Source organism: Thermaerobacter sp. PB12/4term (genome assembly GCF_003403315.2).
Classification (GTDB): domain Bacteria; phylum Bacillota; class Sulfobacillia; order Thermaerobacterales; family Thermaerobacteraceae; genus Thermaerobacter.
Map to the genome: position 1 here is coordinate 1998442 of NZ_CP048407.1, position 17263 is coordinate 2015704.

14 protein-coding genes are annotated in these 17263 nt (G+C 71.8%); 9 read left to right on the forward strand and 5 right to left on the reverse strand.

What is annotated here, in order from left to right:
• Position 1: 1 nt before the first annotated feature.
• Positions 2 to 1609, forward strand: coding sequence for an MFS transporter (locus tag DYI95_RS08310; RefSeq protein ID WP_147308101.1), 1608 nt, complete (start codon positions 2 to 4; stop codon positions 1607 to 1609).
• Here DYI95_RS08310 and DYI95_RS08315 read toward each other — a convergent pair.
• On the reverse strand, positions 1588 to 1836 hold the full coding sequence (locus tag DYI95_RS08315; RefSeq protein ID WP_116900253.1) for a hypothetical protein: 249 nt from the start codon (positions 1834 to 1836) through the stop codon (positions 1588 to 1590). The genes DYI95_RS08310 and DYI95_RS08315 overlap by 22 nt on opposite strands.
• 202 nt (positions 1837 to 2038) lie before the next feature.
• On the opposite strand from DYI95_RS08315, the gene DYI95_RS08320 reads away from it, so the two are divergent.
• From DYI95_RS08320 to DYI95_RS08350, 8 genes are all read left to right on the forward strand, one after another.
• Positions 2039 to 2311: a DUF3243 family protein gene (locus tag DYI95_RS08320; RefSeq protein ID WP_116900252.1), complete on the forward strand. Its 273-nt coding sequence runs from the start codon at positions 2039 to 2041 to the stop codon at positions 2309 to 2311.
• Between the two features lie 384 nt (positions 2312 to 2695).
• Positions 2696 to 4054 (forward strand): MFS transporter, encoded by a 1359-nt coding sequence (locus DYI95_RS08325; RefSeq protein WP_116900251.1) that lies wholly within the window; start codon positions 2696 to 2698, stop codon positions 4052 to 4054.
• A gap of 417 nt (positions 4055 to 4471) precedes the next feature.
• Positions 4472 to 5338 carry a heme o synthase gene (cyoE, locus tag DYI95_RS08330; protein WP_158556033.1) on the forward strand — a complete coding sequence of 289 codons (867 nt, stop codon included), beginning with the start codon at positions 4472 to 4474 and terminating at the stop codon, positions 5336 to 5338.
• A gap of 4 nt (positions 5339 to 5342) precedes the next feature.
• Positions 5343 to 5519 (forward strand): hypothetical protein, encoded by a 177-nt coding sequence (locus DYI95_RS11975; RefSeq protein ID WP_203530601.1) that lies wholly within the window; start codon positions 5343 to 5345, stop codon positions 5517 to 5519.
• A 179-nt stretch (positions 5520 to 5698) separates the two neighbouring features.
• Entirely contained in the window at positions 5699 to 6283 is a 585-nt protein-coding gene (locus DYI95_RS08335; RefSeq protein ID WP_116900249.1) for a cytochrome C oxidase subunit II, read from the forward strand.
• 15 nt (positions 6284 to 6298) lie between these two features.
• Complete coding sequence (locus tag DYI95_RS08340) at positions 6299 to 8173, forward strand: cbb3-type cytochrome c oxidase subunit I (RefSeq protein ID WP_116900248.1); 1875 nt, start codon at positions 6299 to 6301, stop codon at positions 8171 to 8173.
• Positions 8174 to 8323: 150 nt separating this feature from the next.
• A complete protein-coding gene (locus tag DYI95_RS08345; protein WP_116900247.1) occupies positions 8324 to 9814 on the forward strand; it encodes an NADP-dependent isocitrate dehydrogenase in 1491 nt (496 codons plus the stop codon).
• A gap of 183 nt (positions 9815 to 9997) precedes the next feature.
• Positions 9998 to 12811 carry an aconitate hydratase gene (locus DYI95_RS08350; RefSeq protein ID WP_116900246.1) on the forward strand — a complete coding sequence of 938 codons (2814 nt, stop codon included), beginning with the start codon at positions 9998 to 10000 and terminating at the stop codon, positions 12809 to 12811.
• A gap of 386 nt (positions 12812 to 13197) precedes the next feature.
• Here DYI95_RS08350 and DYI95_RS08355 read toward each other — a convergent pair whose 3' ends face one another.
• The 4 genes from DYI95_RS08355 to DYI95_RS08370 form a co-directional block, all read right to left on the reverse strand.
• On the reverse strand, positions 13198 to 13446 hold the full coding sequence (locus DYI95_RS08355) for a ferredoxin (RefSeq protein WP_013496099.1): 249 nt from the start codon (positions 13444 to 13446) through the stop codon (positions 13198 to 13200).
• Between the two features lie 380 nt (positions 13447 to 13826).
• Positions 13827 to 14987, reverse strand: a complete 1161-nt coding sequence (locus DYI95_RS08360) for a M42 family metallopeptidase (protein WP_243149701.1) — start codon at positions 14985 to 14987, stop codon at positions 13827 to 13829.
• The gene (locus tag DYI95_RS08365) at positions 14977 to 16005 is read right to left on the reverse strand and encodes a M42 family metallopeptidase (protein ID WP_116900245.1); all 1029 of its coding nucleotides are present in this window, start codon (positions 16003 to 16005) and stop codon (positions 14977 to 14979) included. The genes DYI95_RS08360 and DYI95_RS08365 overlap by 11 nt, the downstream gene beginning before the upstream one ends.
• Complete coding sequence (locus tag DYI95_RS08370; protein ID WP_116900244.1) at positions 15983 to 17095, reverse strand: M42 family metallopeptidase; 1113 nt, start codon at positions 17093 to 17095, stop codon at positions 15983 to 15985. The genes DYI95_RS08365 and DYI95_RS08370 overlap by 23 nt, the downstream gene beginning before the upstream one ends.
• Positions 17096 to 17263 lie beyond the last annotated feature (168 nt).

Genomic DNA, 17263 nt, shown 5'->3' on the forward strand with positions numbered 1-17263 from the left:
CGTGGCAAGGGCGGAACGAAGCCGGCCGGAGGCCGCCCGCGGCCTTTTGCTGGCCGCCGTGGCCTTCGGCGCCCTTTTGAATCCCCTCAACTCGTCGATGATCGCCGTGGCGCTGCCCGCCATCGCCCGGGACTTCCGGGTGCCCATCGGGCGGCTCACCTGGGTCGTCGCCGCCTTCTACCTGGCCAGCGCGGTGGGCCAGCCGGTCCTGGGCAAGGTGGCCGACCGGCTGGGCCGGCGGCGGGTCTTCTTCACCGGGCTCGTCCTGGTGGCCGCCGCGTCGGCCCTGGCGCCCCACGCCCCGACCCTGGGGGCCCTGGTGGCCGCCCGGGTGCTGCAGGCGCTGGGGAGTTCGGCCCTCTACCCGGCCGGCATGGCTGCGGTCCGCGACGCCTTCACCGGACGAACGGGCCAGGCCCTGGGCATCCTGGCGGTGTTCGCCTCTACCTCGGCGGCCCTGGGCCCGTCCCTGGGCGGCTTCCTGGTCAAGACCGGCGGCTGGCAGGCGCTGTTCTACGTCAACTTCCTGCCCGTGGCCCTCAGCCTGGCGCTGGCGGGCCGGGCCTTTCCGCCCGGCGGAGCAGCCGGCGGCGATCCCGGCGGCACCGGCCCGGGCGGGGTCGCCGGTAGGAAACCCGGCAACGGGGACCCGGGCGGCGTCGCGGGTGGCGGGCCCGGCGCTGCAGGCGCCGGCGAAGCGGCCGGCGGCGGGCCCGGCGCCGCGGGCCTGGGCGGGGTCACCGCCGCCGGAGCCGGGCATGCCAGGCGGCCGCGTTCGTCCGCCGCCCGGGGGGCCCGGGCGGCGGAAGGGGCCGGTGGGCTCGACCTGCCGGGCATGATGCTCTTCGGTGGAACCGTCGTGGCCGGGCTGGTGGCGCTGCTCTCCCTGTCCGAGCCCCGCCCAGCCTGGTGGGCGGTGCCCGTGGCCGTGGCCCTGGGCCTAGCCCTGGCGCGCCGGGAGGGGCGCGTCAAGGCGGCGGGCGGAGAGCCCTTTCTGGACCTGGAGGTGCTGCGCCGCGACCGGGCCCGTAGCGCCGTCTACGGCGCGTGGATCCTCTCCAACCTCGCCTTCTACACCATCTTCTTCGGCATGCCGGCCTATTTCGAGGAGGTCCGCCACCTGGACCCCGGGCAGAGCGGCCTGATGATGCTCTCGGTGGCGGGGTTCAGCAGCGTCGCCTCGCCCCTGGTCGGCCGCTGGGTCGACCGGGCGGGCCACCGGCCGGCGCTGTGGGCGGCGGGACTGTCGCTGCTGGGCGGCGCCCTGGCGCTGCTGGCCCTGGGACCTGCCGCGCCCCTGCCGGCGCTCTTCGCCGTCCTGGCCTTCCTGGGCGCCAGCAACGGCGTGAACAACCTGGCGCTGCAGGCCGCCCTGTACCGGTTCGTCCCCCGGGAGGAAACGGGGGCCGCCTCGGGGCTCTACATGACCTGCCGCTACATCGGCAGCATCCTCTCCAGCAGCCTGCTGGGGATCCTGCTGGGCGGTCCGCTGGGGAGCGCCATGCTGCGGGAGCTGGCCCTGGCGCTGCTGGTGCCGGCCGCGGGCCTCCTGCTCTTCATCCGGTGGATCCCGGCCCGGGCCCGCGCCTACGAGCCCGCCCGCGGGTAGCGGGCGAGTTCCCTCTCCAGCCGGCGCACCACCGCCTTGCCCAGGCGCCGCTCGGCGGCGGCGCGGAATTCCTCCCAGCTGTCGAAGCCGAACTGGTGGGCCACCTGTTCCGCCATGGCCTCCCGGGTCGGGGTCCGGCCGGCGTGCATGGCGAGCTCCGGTTGCCCCTCCGCGCCCTGGAGGAACCGGCCGGGTGCCTGGGTGAACCCGTCGCCGCGAGGAACCAACCTGCCACCCCCCTTTGTCACGGTCCTGTGTCACGGTCCAGCCGCTGGCATGCCGCCCCGCGCCCCCCAATGGAGTGCCCCCGGCCGGCCGCATCTATGACGGGCCGGGGGCACAGGACGGGCCGTCGCACCGCCGCCCGCCGCTCGCATACCGCCGCGGTGCCGGTGACACCTTAGACATCGGCGAAGGGAGGAATCACCGGTGCCGGAATTCAGCGAGGTCTTCCGCCAGCAACTGACCGTCCTGGCCGACAAGGTCCGCACCATGGAGAACCTGGGGATGTCCAACGAGGGCATCACCGGCGTGGTGACGGAGGTCGGCGACTGGCTGGCGCGGGAAGCGGAGCCGCGCAGTGCCGAGCAGCGGCTTTTGAAGGAGATGTGGCAGAACGCCAGCAATCAGGAACAGGCGCAGATCGCCTCGGCTTTGATCAAGCTGGCCGACCACACCGTCGGCCGCAACGTGGCCAAGTAGCCCCCTCCCCTCACCCGCGGGGCCGGTGCCGCCAGGGGCACCGGCCCCGCTGCCGTTGCGACCCGGTGGGCATCATCGAATCGGGCGAGTATCCGGATCCCACGGTGGTGATCCAGAACCGCTGGCAGGGACCCGCCGGGGGCGGACATATGGCGGTCTTTGCCGGTGCCTACCGCGACCGGCCGGAGTGGGGCCTGGTGATCGTCCACTGGTACATTTCCTTGTGCAGTTCAGTGCGCCAGCGGAGTGCACCAGGGCAGCGCGCCCCCACCGGACCGAGGCCGCCCCGGTTCGGCCGTTGCTGCAGCGCCGCCGGCACGACTACACTCGTAGTGCCAGGCCCGTACGCGGGATGCCGGAGCCAGGCCCGGGGAGCGAACCGTCGTGCACCGGTTGCTTTATGTGGCCGTCATGGCCGCCTTCTTCGACCAGTTCTCCCAGATGCCCCTGATCGCCCCCTATACCCACCGGCTAGGGGTCCCGTCTTTCCTGGCGGGACTCATCGTGGGGGCCTATTCCCTAACCAATCTGGCCGGCAACCTGGCCGCCGGCCGCTGGCTGGATGGGGGGCGGCGCAAGGGCATGCTGGTGCTGGGTCTGGCGCTGGCGGCCCTGGGCGCCGGCGCCTACGCCCCGGCGGAAACGGCCGCCCAGCTGGCGCTGGCCCGGCTGGTGCACGGCTTTGGTGCAGGCCTGGTGACGCCGGCGGCCTTCGCTCTCCTGGGGGACCGCAGCGAGAGCACCCACCGGGGACAGGTCATGGCCGGTGCCGGTGCGGCCATCGGCCTGGCTGCGGTGGTGGGCCCGGCTTATGGGGGCCTGCTGGCTCAGCGCCTGGGTCCGGGCTGGGTGTTCGCCACCACCGCAGCGCTGCTGTTCCTGGTGGCCATGGTCGTGGCGCGTTGGGTCCGAGACGAGGAGGTAGCGGCCTTCCACGGGCCCGCCCCCCGGACCGGCCAGGCCGCCGGCGACGGTGACATGGCGGCGTACGGCAACCCGGCCCTGGCCGCCGCTCCGGCCCCGCAGGGTTCATCCCCTTTCCCGGCCCGCTCCCCGGCCCGGGGCAGGCGACCCGCTCCAGAGCCCGGCGTCGAGGCGGTCACCCGCACCACCCCCCTTTGGAGGAACGCAGCCCTGCGCCAAGCCTACCTGGGCGCCCTGGCCCTGATGTTTGCCATGGGCCTCCTGGTGTACACCCTCCCCGCCAAGGCGGCCGCCCTGAGCGCTGGCCCTGCCGCCACGGGGATGTTGCTCAGCCTGTTTGGGTTCACCGCCATCGCCCTCTTCCTCTCCCCCGCCAGCCGCCTGTCCGACCGCTGGGGGCGGGCTCGGCCGCTGCTGGCGGGCCTGATGGCCGTGGCGGCGGCCCTGGCGGGCCTGGCCGCCCTCCGTTCCCTGCCCGGCCTGGCGCTGGCCATGGTGGCCTTTGGCACCGGCTTCGCCCTGGTCTTCCCTGCGGCTGCGGCCCTGGTGGTCGATGCCACGGGCCGGGGGCAGCGGGGCCGGGCCTTTGGGTTGTTCTATGCGTGCTTTTCCGTCGCCGTCATGGGCGGTTCCGCCGCGGCGGGGGCGCTGGGCAACCCCACCTGGACCTTCCTGGCCGGGACCGCCGCGGTCGGCATCCTGGCGGTTCTTCTCGCTTGGACTGGACGGGCTTTGACGGGACGAGCCAGCCCGGCCGCCGCAGCCGGTCAAGACGGGCAAGGTCCGGCGGGCGCCGGTCACCCCCTGGAGTTGCGCTGAATCCCCCTGTTGTCGCCGGATCTGCTGCACCTGGGCTTCCCTGCAGGGGCTCGTTCAGCCCTGCAAGGCTCAGTTTATCTTTCGACTCAATAACGACTTACAGTGCCCCTCATCCGCCGGATTTCTCCCTTTTACCCACCCGATTTGCGGATTTCGTGTGATCTTCGTCACACGGCGCGTCCCGGTACCCTCCATAGCGTGGAACCTGGAAGCCCCGGCCAAGGGGCAAAGGAGCCCGCCCCAGGGGCGAAAGGGGGACGCGCCATGACGGGGAGTACCACGGACACCGCAGGCGCCCCGCCAGCAGCTGCCACGACGATGGCTCCGGTGCGGGCACCCAGGCCGGTTCCGGCTCCGGGCGCCACGCCGGCCGGCTCTTCTCCGCACCGGGCCCTTGCCCCAACGGGCAGGGTCCGGATGGTGCTCGACCTGGTGATCCTCACCAAGCCGCGTATCGTCCTGCTGCTGGTCCTGTCGGGGGTGCTGGCCGGCTACGCCGCGGCCGGTGGGCAGCCCGATCCGGCCCGTCTGGCCGGCTTTGCCCTGGCCGGCGGCATGGCCGCCGCCGGGGCGGCGGCGTTCAACCACTTTGTAGACCGGGACGTGGACGGGCACATGGACCGCACCGCCGCCCGGCCCCTGCCGGCGGGGCGCCTCGAGCCCCTGCGGGCGCTGGAAGTGGGGGCGGTCCTGTCCCTGGCGGGCGTCTCGGCCGCCGCGGTGCTGCTGGGCGGCGCCGTGGCCCTGGTGCTGCTGGCGGGCATCGCCGTCTATGCCGGGCTCTACAGCCTCTGGCTCAAGCGGCGCACGGCGTGGAACATCGTCCTGGGCGGCACCGCCGGCAGCCTCATGGTGCTGGCCGGCTGGGTGTCCCAGACCGGCACCCCGGGTCCCGGAGCGTGGCTCCTGTTCGCCTGGCTCTTCCTCTGGACGCCTTCCCATTTCTGGCCCCTGGCCATCGTGGTCCGGGACGAGTACGCCCGGGCCGGCATCCCCATGCTGCCCGTCGCCGCGGGTCCCCGCCTGGCGGCCTGGATCACCCTGGCCAACACCCTGGCGCTGGTGGCCCTGTCCCTGATCCCCGCCCTCTGGGGCTGGTACCGGGCCGGCCCTGCCCTGGCGGTGGCGGCGGCGGGGGCGGTCATGGTGGCGCTCAACCTGGCGGTCGCCCTGGCCGGCCCCGGCCGGCGGGAGCGCCTGGCCTGGCGGCTCTACAAGCTTTCTGGCCCCTACCTGGGCTGGATCCTGGCGGTCTTCGCGCTGGCCCTGGCAGGAAGGGGGTGAGGCCATGGACGGGGGACGCGCGGCGGCGCAGCCGGACCCGGCGCCGGAGCCGGTGCCGTGGATCCAGCGGCTGCTGGATGACGAGTTCTTCCTGCTCGGAGTGGGCCTGATGGTCCCGGTGCTGCTCTACATCGTGTGGGGCCTGATGGAACTGGCCCAGGTGCCCCTGTTCCCGCGGTGATCCCGCCCGGCCGGTGCCGGGACGGGGCGCCGCGGTGCCCCCGGCCGCGGCGGGACCGGCGAGGCCGGCAGCCTGATGACGGGGGCGGCGCCCGCCCCTCGCCCGCCAGGGAAGCGAAAGCCTCCCGCGGGGGCCGCATCCGGCGGGAACGCAGCACGTGCGCAGAGGAGGTCAAGGGGATGAACGGAGCGGAACGTGGCCCGGCTCTTCATGCCGTGGCCGGTCCGGGGGGCGCCTCGGCCCTGGAACCGCCGCCGCGGGTGTGGTGGGGTCCCCTGGGCCGGATCGAGCGGGTCTGGCTCATGGCAGGCCTGATCTGGGCCCTGGTGATGTTCGCCATGATGTGGATCTGGCCCCACGTGGGCCACCAGAACACGCCCATCGAGAGCTACCGCATGGCGCCGGCCGACTTCAAGGCCGCGGCCGAGGCCTTCATCAAGGAGCACCAGGTGGGCGAGGAGTTCGGCGTGCCGGTGGTGGAACCGGAGCCGGGGGGCGAGGTCTACTTGGAGGCCATGGCCTACCAGTGGCGGCCCATCCTGCGGCTCAAGCGCGGCGAGACGTACCGGCTCTACGTCTCCTCCACCGACCTGCAGCACGGCTTCTCCATCCAGCCGCTGAACCTGAACTTCCAGGTCCTGCCCGGCTACGTCTACGTGATCGAGCTGACGCCCCAGCAGACCGGCGAGTATGCCGTGGTCTGCAACGAGTACTGCGGCGTCGGACACCACCTGATGAGCGGCAGGCTCATCGTGGTCGACTAGGTGGGGGGATGTCTCATGGCGTCAAGCAGCGTGGTGGCGACCCGCACCCCGGCGCCGGCAGGGCCTGCCGCAGACTTCCGCACGTGCCCGGTCACCGGCCTGGCCGTCCACCGGCCGGCCGAGACCCTGATCATCACCAACGCGGTCACGGCGGTGGTCTTCCTGGCCTTCGGCGGCCTGCTGGCCCTGCTCATCGGCCTGACCCGCTGGCCGGCGGTGCACCTGCTCCCTGCGGAACTGTTCTACCGGTTCGTCACCGCCCACGGCACGACCATGCTGGTCTTCTGGATCCTGTTCTTCGAGGTGGCGGGCCTGTATTTCGGCAGTGCCGTCCTGCTCAATGCCCGGCTGGTGACGCCGCGGGCGGGCTGGATCGCCTACGCGCTCATGCTGGCGGGCGCCCTGGTCACCGAGGCGGCCATGCTCACCGGCGAAGCCAACGTGATGGTCACCGCCTACCCGCCCCTGAAGGGCCACCCGGCCTTCTACCTGGGGCTCATCGTCTTCACCGTGGGGGCGCTGGTGGCGGTGGGCGTGTTCTTCGCCACCGTCCTGCGGGCGCGGGCGGAAGGCCTGGTGAAGACCTCCCTGCCCCTGGTCACCTATGCCTTCCTCGCCGCGGCGGTGCTGGCGGTCTTCACCCTGGTCTCGGGCGCCCTGGCCCTGATCCCGACCTTCCTGTGGAGCATGGGCTGGCTGCCGTCGGTCGACCCGGCCGTCTACCGGCTCCTCTTCTGGGGCTTCGGCCACGGATCCCAGCAGGTCAACCTGGCCGCCATGGTGGGCGTCTGGTATGCTCTGGCCAGCCTGACGGTGGGCGCGCGGCCGCTGCATGAGGGGCTGAGCCGGCTGGCCTTCTTCCTCTACGTGGCCTTCATCCAGCTGGGCTCCATCCACCACCTGCTGGTCGACCCCGGCCTGGGCACCAGCAACCGCATCATGAACACCAGCTACTTCATGTACCTGGCCACGGTGGGCAGCATGATCCACGCCTTCTCCATCCCCAGCGCCGTGGAGGTCGCCCAGCGGGAGCGGGGCCATCACCGCGGCCTGTTCACCTGGCTGCGCAAGGCGCCCTGGAGCGAGCCCGGCTTCGCGGCGTTGGCCCTGTCCCTGCTCTGGTTCGGCTTCGTCGGCGGCGTGACGGGCGTGATAATGGGCCAGATGCAGCTCAACATGCTGGTGCACAACACCCTGTTCGTCCCGGGGCACTTCCACTCCACGGTGGTGGCCGGCACCACGGTGGCCTTCATGGGCATCGCCTACTACCTGCTGCCGCTGATCGGCCAGCGGCCCCTGGCCTTCCCGGGCCTGGCCCGGTGGCAGCCCTACATTTATTCCCTGGGCCTGGCCGTCCTGACCGGGAGCATGATGGCCGCCGGGAAGCTGGGCGTGCCGCGGCGCCTGTGGGACATCACCTACCAGCAGGCGGCCATCCCGGTGACGGTCTTTGAAGATCCCCGCGTCCAGCTGCTGCTCGCCGGGGTTGGCATCGGCGCCGTGGTGGCGGTGCTGGGCGGAGCGATGTTCGTGGCGGTCATGCTGGGCACCCTTTTCTCCCACCGCACCACCACCCGGGTCGGCGCGGGCCTGCGCATCGCCCTGCCGCCGGCCACCCCGCCCGTCACGACCCCGCCCATCACCGGCGGGTCGGACCCCGAGGAGCCGGGCAGCGAACAGGGGCGGAAGGCCCAGGGCCCGGCCGCCAGCATGGGCCCGGCGGGCCAGGCCGCGGGGGCCGGCCGTGCGGCGGCGCTGCAGCCTGGTGACCCCGGGGCCCGGGCGGAGGCGCCGGGCACCGTGGTGCTGGTCTTCGCCTTCCTGGCCTGGTTCGTCCTGATGTACGTGGTCGCCTGGTCGAACCTGCACAAGGCCTGGCCGGTGGGCTGAGCTCCCGGAACCCCGGGGCCGGCGGGCTGCCGGCCGCCGGCCCCGCCGGTTCCTCCCCCGGTGCGGCGGGTCCGCCCGAAAGTTGACTTGGCTGGCAAGCCCAGTGGTATACTCGCGTCGAGGGGCACGGGAGCCCCTGGGGAGGAAGATATGCCACTCGTAACCACCGAGAGCGGGAAGAAGCTCTTCGTCACCGAAGACGGCCGCAAACTCGTCACCGTCATTCCCGGCGACGGGATCGGCCCGGAGTGTATCGACGCGACCTTAAAGATTCTGGAGGCAGCCAAGGCCCCCCTGGTCTTCGAGATCCGAGAAGCGGGGGCCAGTGTATTTAAGAAGGGCCTTGCCTCCGGCGTGCCGCAGGAGACCATCGAGTCCATCCGCAAGTCGCGGATCGTCCTCAAGGGGCCCCTGGAGACCCCTGTCGGCTACGGCGAGAAGAGCGCCAACGTCACCCTGCGCAAGCTCTTCGAGACCTACGCCAACGTGCGGCCGGTGCGGGAGCTGCCCAACGTGCCCACTCCCTATTCGGGCCGGGGCATCGACCTGGTGGTCGTCCGCGAGAACGTGGAAGACCTCTACGCCGGCATCGAGCACCAGCAGACGCCGGGGGTCGCCCAGACCCTGAAGCTGATCTCCGACAAGGGGTCGGAGAAGATCGTCCGCTTCGCCTTCGAGCTGGCCCGGGCCGAGGGCCGCAAGCGGGTCCACTGCGCCACCAAGTCCAACATCATGAAGCTCAGCGAGGGGACCATGAAGCGGGTCTTCGAGCGGGTGGCGCAGGAGTATCCGGACATCGAGGCCCAGCACATCATCGTGGACAACGCCGCCCACCAGCTGGTCAAGCGACCCGAGCAGTTTGACGTCCTCGTCACCACCAACATGAACGGGGACATCCTTTCCGACCTCACCTCGGGCCTGGTCGGCGGGCTGGGCTTCGCCCCCTCGGCCAACATCGGCAACGAGGTGGCCATCTTCGAGGCGGTCCACGGCTCCGCTCCCAAGTACGCCGGCAAGAACGTGATCAACCCCACGGCGGTGCTCCTCTCGGCGGTGATGATGCTGCGCTACATCGAGGAGTTCGCCGTGGCCGAGCTGATCGAGAACGCCGTCCTCTACACGCTGGAGGAAGGCAAGGTCCTGACGGGCGACATCGTGGGCTACGACCGCGGCGCCAAGACCACGGAGTACACCGACGCCATCATCGCCAACCTGGGCCAGAAGCCGCGGAACGCCCAGGTCCGCTCCTACCGTGCCGTGAAGCTGCCCCAGATCAGCCCCGAACCGGCCTACGTGAAGGCCAGGAGCCGGCGCATCGTGGGCGCCGACGTGTTCGTCGAGAGCGACCTCTTGCCGGAGCAGCTGGGTCCCGCCCTGGAGGAACTGGCGGCGGGCAGCGCCTTCCGCCTGAAGATGATCTCCAACCGGGGGACCCAGGTGTACCCGCCCACGGGCGGCCTAACGGACCTAGTGGACCATTACCGCTGCCGCTTCCTTTACAAGGGCGACGGCGAGGCGCGCCAGGACGACATCGTCGACCTGGTCCAGCGGGTGGGCAGCCGCTTCCGCTGGATGCAGATCGAGGTGCTGCAGGAGTTCAACGGCGAGCCAGGCTTCACCAAGGCCCAGGGCGAAGCCTGAGGGCGCCGGAAGCGCGACGGCGCCGGGTGGCGAAAAGGCATCGATGGCGCTTGTGGGATTTGGGTTTCGGGGGGCTCGGCCGGCGGTTGCCGAGCCCCCCGCCTTGTGCGCCCCGGAATGGGACCGGCAGGTCCTGGCCGGATAGAAAAAGCGTTACAATGGCCCCAGAGAGGGGGACGACGGATGGCCGAGCGACGCGACCCGTTTGGCGTACGCACCACCCTGGAGACGCCGGGCGGCCCCGTGGTGATCTACAGCCTGCCCAGGCTGGCCGAGGCGGCCGGCGTCGACCTGGATCGCCTGCCATTCACCATCCGCATTCTGCTGGAGAACCTGCTGCGCAACCTGGACGGCGAGACCGTCACCGAGGACGACGTCCTGGCCCTGGCCCGCTGGCAGCCCAGGCCCGACGGGCGGGAGATCGGCTGGATGCCCTCCCGGGTGCTGCTCCAGGACTTCACCGGCGTGCCGGCGGTGGTCGACCTGGCCGCCATGCGCAGCGCCGTGGCCCGCATGGGGGGCGACCCCAGGCGGATCAACCCGCTGGTGCCGGCGGACCTGGTCATCGACCACTCGGTGATCGTCGACGCCTTCGGCACCCAGTACGCCTTCTTCTACAACGTGGAGAAGGAGTTCGAGCGCAACCGCGAGCGCTACACCCTGCTCCGCTGGGCGCAGAACGCCTTCGACAACTTCCGCGTGGTACCGCCGGGGACGGGCATCGTCCACCAGGTGAACCTGGAGTACCTGGCCAAGGTGGTCCACCGCCGGGAAGAACACGGCGAGGTGCGGGCCTACCCCGACACCCTGGTGGGCACCGACTCCCACACCACCATGGTCAACGGCATGGGGGTGCTGGGCTGGGGCGTGGGCGGCATCGAGGCCGAGGCGGTGATGCTGGGCCAGCCCTACTTCATGCAGGTGCCCGAAGTGGTGGGCTTCCGCCTGACGGGCCGGCTGCCCGAGGGCGCCACCGCCACCGACCTGGTGCTCACCGTCACCCAGATGCTGCGCAAGAAGGGCGTGGTGGGCAAGTTCGTCGAGTTCTTCGGGCCGGGCCTCTCCAACCTGCCCCTGGCGGACCGGGCCACCATCGGCAACATGGCGCCCGAGTACGGCGCCACCTGCGGGTTCTTCCCCGTGGACGGCGAGACCCTGGGCTATCTGCGCCTGACGGGCCGCGACGAGGACCACATCGCCCTGGTGGAGCGGTACTGCAAGGAGCAGGGCCTGTTCCGCACCGACCAGACGCCCGACCCCGTCTACAGCGACGTGCTGGAGCTGGACCTGGGCGACGTGGAGCCCAGCCTGGCCGGCCCGCGGCGGCCCCAGGACCGGGTGCCGCTGCGGGAGGCGGGCCGCGCCTTCCGGGAGGCCCTGGCCACCTTCGGCAAGAAGCCGGGCGATACCTCGGTGCCCTTCCGGCCGGGCGCCGAGCCGGGGCGCGAGGCCGCCCGGGCGGGTGCGGCCGCGGCCGGCGGGGACGGCGCGGGAGCCGGGGCGCGCGATGCCGGTTCGTCCGGCGAGGGCGGCGGCGTGGCGGTGCTGACCCGGCCCCGCACCACCACCGAGCTCACCCACGGGTCGGTGGTCATCGCCGCCATCACCAGCTGCACCAACACCTCCAACCCGTCGGTGATGCTGGCGGCGGGCCTGCTGGCCAAGAAGGCGGTGGAGCGCGGCCTGACGGTCAAGCCCTACGTCAAGACCAGCCTGGCGCCCGGCTCGCGGGTGGTGACCGACTACCTGCGGGAGGCCGGGCTCTTGCCGTACCTGGAGGCGCTGCGGTTCCACGTGGTGGGCTACGGCTGCACCACCTGCATCGGCAACAGCGGCGCCCTGCCGGAAGACGTGGCCCAGGCCATCACCGAGAACGACCTGGTGGCGGCGGCCGTGCTCAGCGGCAACCGCAACTTCGAGGGCCGGATCAACCCGCTGGTCAAGGCCAACTACCTGGCCTCGCCGCCGCTGGTGGTGGCCTACGCCCTGGCCGGCACGGTGGACATCGACCTGCTGGAAGACCCCCTGGGCTATGACCCCAACGGCCGGCCCGTCTACCTGCGGGACATCTGGCCCACCCAGGAGGAGATCCAGGAGACCATCCGCCAGGTGGTGCGGCCCGAGCTGTTCAAGAAGGAGTACGCCCGGGTCTTCGAGGGCCCCGAGCAGTGGCGCCAGCTGCCCGCGCCCGAGGGCGACCTGTACAACTGGGATCCGGCCTCGACCTACATCCAGGAGCCGCCCTTCTTCAAGGACATGGGGGACGAACCCGGCCGGCCGGAGGACATCGTCCGGGCCCGGGTGCTGGCCCTCCTGGGCGATTCCATCACCACCGACCACATCTCGCCGGCGGGCTCGATCCCCAAGAACAGCCCGGCGGGGCAGTACCTGCTGGAGCACGGCGTCAAGTGGGAGGAGTTCAACACCTACGGCTCGCGCCGCGGCAACCACGAGGTGATGATGCGGGGCACCTTCGCCAACATCCGGCTGCGCAACCAGCTGGTCCCCGGCACCGAGGGCGGCTGGACCCTGCACATCCCCAGCGGCGAGAAGATGACCATCTACGACGCCGCCATGCGCTACCAGCAGGAAGGCACGCCGCTGATCGTCATCGGCGGCAAGGAGTACGGCACCGGCAGCTCCCGCGACTGGGCGGCCAAGGGCACCTACCTGCTGGGCGTCAAGGCGGTGATCGCCGAGAGCTTCGAGCGCATCCACCGCAGCAACCTGGTGGGGATGGGCGTGCTGCCGCTGCAGTTCGTCGACGGGCAGAACGCGGCCGGCCTGGGCCTCACGGGGACCGAGGAGTACTTCATCACCGGCATCGGCGAGGGCCTGACGCCGCGCAAGCGTTTGCAGGTCACGGCCCGCCGCGATGACGGGAGCGAGGTCCGCTTCGAGGTCCTGTGCCGGCTGGACACCGCCATCGAGGTGGAGTATTACCGGCACGGCGGGATCCTGCAGAAGGTGCTGCGGCAGATCATGCAGGCGGCGTGACGGTGCCTGCGCAAGGCAACATGGTATGCGAGAGTGATCTGCGGGGCGGCTCCAGGGAGGGCCGCCCCGCGGCACATGCAGGCCGAACTCAAAGCCCATTTCGAGCGCGAACCGAACCAGCCTGACCAGCTCATGCCCAGTGCCTGGTTTTTCACCCACCTGGACGAGCCAACGGAGAGGCGCGTCGCGGCCATCGTGCGGCACGCCACGGCGGCTCGCCGGCCCTGAACAAAGGCCGGTCTCGAGTTCCGGGGAGCCGGCCCTCCGGCGGTCAGAGCCATGTTCGCCTGGACGGGGTGCGGTCTAAATACAACACGCGCCCCGGAGGCGGCTCCGGGGCGCTGCTGGCTGGCACGCTCGGTGATGGGAGCTGGGGCGGCCGAGGATCAGAGCTGGCCGCGTTCCTCGAAGAACTTGCGGGCCTTCTCCTTGTAGTGCTCCCACTGCTCGGGGACCTCATCCTCGTCGTAGATCGCCTCGACGGGGCAAACGGCCGCGCAGGCGCTGCAGCCGATGCACTCCTCCGGGTGGATGAAGAACTGGTCCTCGCCCTCGTAGATGCAGTCCACCGGGCAGACCTCGACGCAGGACTGGTCCTTGGTGCCGACGCACGGCTCGCAGATGACGTAGATCATCGGCCGGTGCTCCTTTCCTCGCCGGTTTACCCCTCTAAGTCTATGGCAACCCCGTCCACCGTGGCAAGGCGGCTGGCAGCGGTGGTTGACCCTGGCGGACCCCCGTGGACCGGCCCCGGCGTGCAAGTGCCTGTGGGCCGGAGCGCCCGGCACGCTCCCGCGGCCGGGAGGCGTTGCCGGGGCCCGGATCAGCGCCCGCCTCTCTTACTGTACCGCATGGCCGGGCGAGAATCCTGCCGTGAACCCGCAAAATCGCGCGATTTCGGCAGAAAAGAAGTGATATTCATTTTCACCCAGCCCAACGGCTTCTCCCAGCCCTTGCTTCTCCCGGCCCGGCTGCCTGCTGGCCGCCCGCGGCATGCCGTGGTTCCGGCCGGGGTCTAGAGCTCCGGCAACGGGCGCTGCAGCATGGCGACCAGCAGCCGCACGGCCCCCTCCAGGTCGCCGGCATCGACCATCTCCCCCGGCGTGTGGGCGTACCGGGTGGGAATGGAGAGGGTGCCCGCCGGCACGCCGGCCCGGGCCAGCTGCATCGCGCCGGCGTCGGTGCCGCCGAAGGGCAGCACCTCCAGCTGGTACGGGATCCCCTCCGCCTCCGCCGTGGCTTCCATCCAGCGGCGCACCAGCGGGTGGGCGATCTGGCTGTTGTCCTTCACCTTGACGGCCGGCCCCTTGCCCAGTTCCACCGCCACCCGGTGCTCAGGCTCCGGAGTGTCCCCGGCCAGGGTGATGTCCACCGCCACCGCCACGTCCGGCTCGATGCCGAAGGAGGCGGTGCGGGCGCCGCGCAGGCCCACCTCCTCCTGGACCGTGAAGACGAAGTACACCTCGTGGGGCGAGTCCTCCAGCCGCGCCATGGCCTCCATGACCACCGCGCAGCCCGAGCGGTCGTCCATGGCCTTGGCGACCAGGCGCCGGCCCGCCCGCTCCAGGGGCCGGTGGAACACGGCCATGTCGCCCACGCGCACGTGGCGCCGCGCGTCATCGCCCGAGGTGGCGCCGATGTCCACGAACAGCTTGCCCATCTTGAGGTCGCGGGCGCCGTCCAGTTTCTCGCTGGAGACCACGCCGATCACGCCGCCGGCAAACTCGACCCGCTGGCCCATGAGGATGATGGGATCCTGCCCGCCCACCGGTTCGACCCGGATGAAACCCTTCTCGTCGATGTGGGTGGCGATGAGGGCGATCTCGTCCATGTGGGCGGCCACCATGATCCGCCGTCCCGGGCCGCCGCTTCGGCCCGGGGCCGCCCCGCCCCGCGGCCCGCGCCGCGCCATCAGGTTGCCCAGGGCGTCCACGCGCACCTCGTCGGCCCAGGCCTCCACCCGCGCGCGAATGTACTCGCGCACGGCCTCTTCCCGGCCCGACGGGCCGTAGGTCTGGGTCAGGTCGCGGAGGAAGCCGATCAGGCGGGATTCGCCGGCCGGCTCCTCCCGCTCCCCGGCCGGTGCGGCAACGGGCTGCGGTTCGCGGCCCGCACCGGAGGGGCGCTGCGGCTCGCCGCCCGGCCCGGCCCGGCGGTCCGTCATGTCAGTCGCCATGGCGGGGCACGCCTCCTTCGCTCAAATCTTCAAGAAACCCGCGGACCAGCCTGGCCGCGTTGTGGTAGTCCTGCTGGCTCATCACCGCGCAGGGGGAGTGGATGTACCGGCAGGGCACCGAGACCACCGCCGACGGGATGCCGGCCCGCGCCTGGTGGATCCGGCCGGCGTCGGTGCCGCCAAAGGTGGTCCGCTTCCACTGGTAGGGGATGCCCCGCCGCTCGGCCGCCGCCACCAGCCGGTCCGTCAGCCAGCGGGGCGGGATCACCGTCCGGTCCATGGCGGTGATGGCCGGCCCGTGCCCCAGGCGGGTGGACTGGCCGTGTTCGTCCGCACCGGGGATGTCGGCGCAGGTGGTGCCCTCCAGCACCAGGGCCACGTCGGGCGCGATGGTATAGGCCGCCGTGGCCGCGCCCCGCAGGCCGATCTCCTCCTGGACCGTGAAGGCGGCATAAAAGGGGAAGTCGTACTCCTCCTCCAGAAGGGCGGCCAGCAGGGCACAACCCACCCGGTCGTCAAAAGCCTTGCCCTTCCAGCAGCCCTGGCCCAGCTCGCCGAAGGCCGTGTCGAAGGTGGCGTACTGCCCGGGACGAACCAGCTTCTCCGCCTCCTCGCAGGAGGTGGCGCCGATGTCGATGTAGAGCTCGTCCGCGGGGGTCACGCTGCTCGCCTTTCGGTCCAGGTGGATCGGCTTGCTGCCGATGACCCCAGGCACGCCGTCCGGCCCCACCCGCACCCGCTTGCCGGGCAGCAGCCGGTCGTCCAGGCCGCCGACCTTGGCAAAACGCAGGAGGCCGCTCTTCTCGATCCGGGTGATCATCAGGCCGACCTCGTCCATGTGGGCGGCCACCATGACCCTGGGGCCGGGCTTGTCCTTCCCCTTGACGACCAGCAGGTTGCCCATGCTGTCGATGCGGTAGGCGTCGATATGGGGGCGCACCGCCTCCAGGATCAGCTCGCGGACCGCCCCTTCGTCCCCGGAGACGCCCCGGGCCTCACTGAGCCGCGCCAGCAGCACCGGCCCTCACCTCCTGCCAACCCGGACCCACCAGCCGGCTGACGGCCTCGGCGTCGAGCCGGGCCGCCGTGACCGCCAGCAAGCGGGCCGCCTCCTGGACGTCGCCCAGGTCGACCACCTCCGCCGGGCTGTGCATGTGCCGCAGGGGCACCGACACCAGGCCCGTGGGAATCCCCTCCCGGGCGATCTGGATCGCCCAGGCGTCGGTGCCCGACGCCCCCGGGATGGGCTCGGGCTGGGTGGCGATGCCCTCGGCCTTCGCCGCCTCCCGCAGGGCCTCCAGCACCTGCGGGTGGATGTTGGCCCCCTGGGCGACGGCCGCGCCCTTGCCCAGTTCCACGGTCTTGCCGTCGGGCACGCCGGGCTGGTCGCCGAAGGTCACGTCCACGGCGATGGCCAGGGTGGGGTCGAGGCCGTAGGCGCTGGTGGCGGCCCCCCGCAGCCCCACTTCCTCCTGGACCGTGGCCACGGCGTACACGTCCACGGCGTGGCGCCGGCGGGCCAGTTCGGCCAGGGCCAGGGTGAGCACCGTGACGCCCACCCGGTTGTCCAGGCTCTTGCCCGTCATGCGCCGGCCCTGAAGGCGCGCCGGCGACTGGCGGATGGTGACGGGGTCGCCCACCCGCACCCGGCGCCGCACCGCCTCCGCCGGCAGGCCCACGTCGACGAACAGGTCCCGCAGGCGGGGCACCTGGCGCGCCTCTTCGGCGCTGGTCAGGTGGGGCGGCTTGGTCCCCACCACGCCGGCGAGGGGCCCGCCCGCGGTGTGGACCGTGACCTCCAGCCCCAGCAGGTTGCGGGGATCGGCGCCGCCGGCGGCGTCGACCCGCAGGAAGCCCTCTTCTTCGATGGCGGCCACCAGTAGGGCGATCTCGTCCATGTGGGCCGCCCACATCACGCTGGCCCGTCGGCCGCCGGGGAGGGCCAGCCCCTCGCCCCGCACCACGGCGATCACGTTGCCCAGGGCGTCCCGGCGCACCTCGGCGGCCAGGGGCCGCCAGAGCTCTTCCACCGCCGCCGCCACGGGCCCCTCATGGCCCGGGGAACCGGCGATGGAGGCGAGGCGGGCCAGCACTTCCGCCGCATCCAACAAACAACCCTCCTCCCACCCGCCGTTCCCGCCGGTCGAACCGGCCGTCCGGCCCGGCCCGCCGTTGGGCGGTACCCGCCGGCCCGGGGCACGGCGCCTGGAACGGACCCGCCGGTGCGGCGCAAACCAGAGCAAACCGCACCGGCGGGCCGTCCTTCTTCCGAAGTT

Excerpts from the sequence above, each read along its gene's own strand:
- DYI95_RS08335 (WP_116900249.1), top strand. The coding sequence starts at position 5,699 with ATGAACGGAGCGGAACGTGGCCCGGCTCTTCATGCCGTGGCCGGTCCG.
- cyoE (WP_158556033.1), top strand. The coding sequence starts at position 4,472 with ATGGTGCTCGACCTGGTGATCCTCACCAAGCCGCGTATCGTCCTGCTG.
- DYI95_RS08360 (WP_243149701.1), bottom strand. The coding sequence starts at position 14,987 with ATGGCGACTGACATGACGGACCGCCGGGCCGGGCCGGGCGGCGAGCCG.
- DYI95_RS11975 (WP_203530601.1), top strand. The coding sequence starts at position 5,343 with ATGGACGGGGGACGCGCGGCGGCGCAGCCGGACCCGGCGCCGGAGCCG.
- DYI95_RS08350 (WP_116900246.1), top strand. The coding sequence starts at position 9,998 with ATGGCCGAGCGACGCGACCCGTTTGGCGTACGCACCACCCTGGAGACG.
- DYI95_RS08355 (WP_013496099.1), bottom strand. The coding sequence starts at position 13,446 with ATGATCTACGTCATCTGCGAGCCGTGCGTCGGCACCAAGGACCAGTCC.
- DYI95_RS08345 (WP_116900247.1), top strand. The coding sequence starts at position 8,324 with ATGCCACTCGTAACCACCGAGAGCGGGAAGAAGCTCTTCGTCACCGAA.
- DYI95_RS08340 (WP_116900248.1), top strand. The coding sequence starts at position 6,299 with ATGGCGTCAAGCAGCGTGGTGGCGACCCGCACCCCGGCGCCGGCAGGG.